The sequence below is a fragment of the Mesorhizobium sp. M7A.F.Ca.US.006.04.2.1 genome (genome assembly GCF_004022915.1).
Classification (GTDB): domain Bacteria; phylum Pseudomonadota; class Alphaproteobacteria; order Rhizobiales; family Rhizobiaceae; genus Mesorhizobium; species Mesorhizobium ciceri.
Window position 1 is genome coordinate 1 of record NZ_RZQA01001092.1, and the last position, 1,773, is coordinate 1,773.

The 1,773-nt window shown below is 60.7% G+C and carries 2 protein-coding genes; both read right to left on the minus strand.

Features of this window, described 5'->3' with window-relative positions:
* Positions 1 to 211: Mur ligase domain-containing protein (locus EN925_RS34585; protein WP_245487407.1), on the minus strand; the 211-nt coding region annotated here is incomplete at its 3' end.
* 54 nt (positions 212 to 265) lie between these two features.
* Positions 266 to 1,773 (minus strand): penicillin-binding protein 2 (locus EN925_RS34590; RefSeq protein WP_164894612.1); only part of this gene is annotated, 1,508 nt, incomplete at its 5' end.

Below are 1,773 nucleotides of genomic sequence, written 5' to 3' on the forward strand. Positions count from 1 at the left end.
TGGTGCTGCCCTTGCCCGCCACGATCGCGGCCGCACCGCGCGCGGCGGCATCTGCGGCATAAACGGCACCGTCGGCCTTGGTTCCGGCGAGCGCAAAAAAGACAACGCCCGCTTTTACCTGGCGGGAATCCGAAGAAATCCCTGTAACCTCCAGATCGACGGAAGCTATTCCCTCGACGGGCAGGATACCGGCTAGATCTCTGAGCTTCATCGAGTCCCGTTCACCGCAACAAAATAGCGCGCTGTTGCCGGCGCGCCCTAAGAATCACTGATAGGAAACCAGCGTTGCACCATTTTCATGGCTGAAATCTGGCTTCACGCCAAGCATGGCAGCTGAACGCCTGATGATATTGCCGGCCATAACCCCAGCATTCGCAGCCGCGACATCCGTCATGCCGGGCTTTTCCGGGTGCGGGGCATCGGCAATGGTAAACACCAGATACTGCGGATCGTCCATCGGGAAGGCGGCGACGAAGGTGTTGAAATTCAAGTCCTTCGAGTAGCGGCCATTGATGACCTTCTCGGCGGTTCCGGTCTTGCCGCCAACGCGGTAGCCGGGGACTCTGGCGTTTCTGGCAGAGCCCTTTTCGGCATTGAGCGAATAGAGGTAGCGCATGCCTTCGACGGTCTTTTCGCTCACCACTCTCTTGGCGGTGGCCATCGCTTCCGCCTGCGTCCGCACCAGAAAGGTGGGGTTCATCAGGAAGCCGCCATTCATCAACGCCGCGCAGCCCACAGCCGCTTGCAGCGGCGTCGTCGACACGCCATGGCCGAAGGCGATGGTGAATGAATTGACCTGTTTCCAGACCTTCGGTTCAGTCGGACGGGCAGTCTCCGGCAATTCGGTCTGCATCCTGTCCAGAATGCCAAGGCGATGCAGGAATTCGCGATGCCCCTCGATGCCGACCATCTCGGCTTCCCTGGCCGACCCGATGTTGGACGAGTAGAGGAACACCTCCGGCAACGACAGCACACGGTTCTTGCCGTGGAAATCGTGAATGGCCTGATGGCCGACCCGGATTGGATGCGAAGCATCGAAGCGGCTCGCCATCGTCGCTTTGCCGGAATCGAGCGCCATGGCTGAGGTGAAGCTCTTGAAGGTCGAACCCATCTCGTAGAGGCCCGCCGACATGCGATTCAGCCGGTCCTTGTCTTGTGCGTTGTAGGGATTGTTCGGATCAAAATCCGGCACCGAGGCCATGGCCACCACTTCGCCGGTCTTGACGTTGAGCACAACGGCGCCGGTGCCCATGGCACGATAGCGCTCCAGGCCGGCGGCGATCTCGTCGCGCACGACATGCTGCACGCGCAGATCGATCGAAAGCTTTACCGGCTTGAGATCCTTGGCAATGGCAAGGCCCGACGCCTGCAGGTCGCTCAGCCCCTGCTCGTCGACATATTTCTCCATGCCGGAGATGCCCTGGTTGTCGATGTTGGTGAGCCCGACAATGTAGGACGAGGTCTCGCCGCTCGGATAGAAGCGGCGCTTTTCGGTGCGGAAGCCGAAACCGGGAATGCCGAGCTGCATGATGTCGGACTGTTGCTTGGGCGTCAGCTGCCGCTGCAGCCAGACGAAACCGGCGCCGCTCTTCAGCTTATGGTAGGTCTGCTCATAGTCGATGTCGGGAAGCACCGTCGACAGCTTCTCGATCGCCTCGTCGGCGTCGACAATCCGGCGTGGTTCTGCAAACAGCGACGCCGTCTTGATGTCCGTGGCCAACACTTCGCCGTTGCGGTCGACGATGTCGGGCCGCGATGCCGTCACCCGGCTCT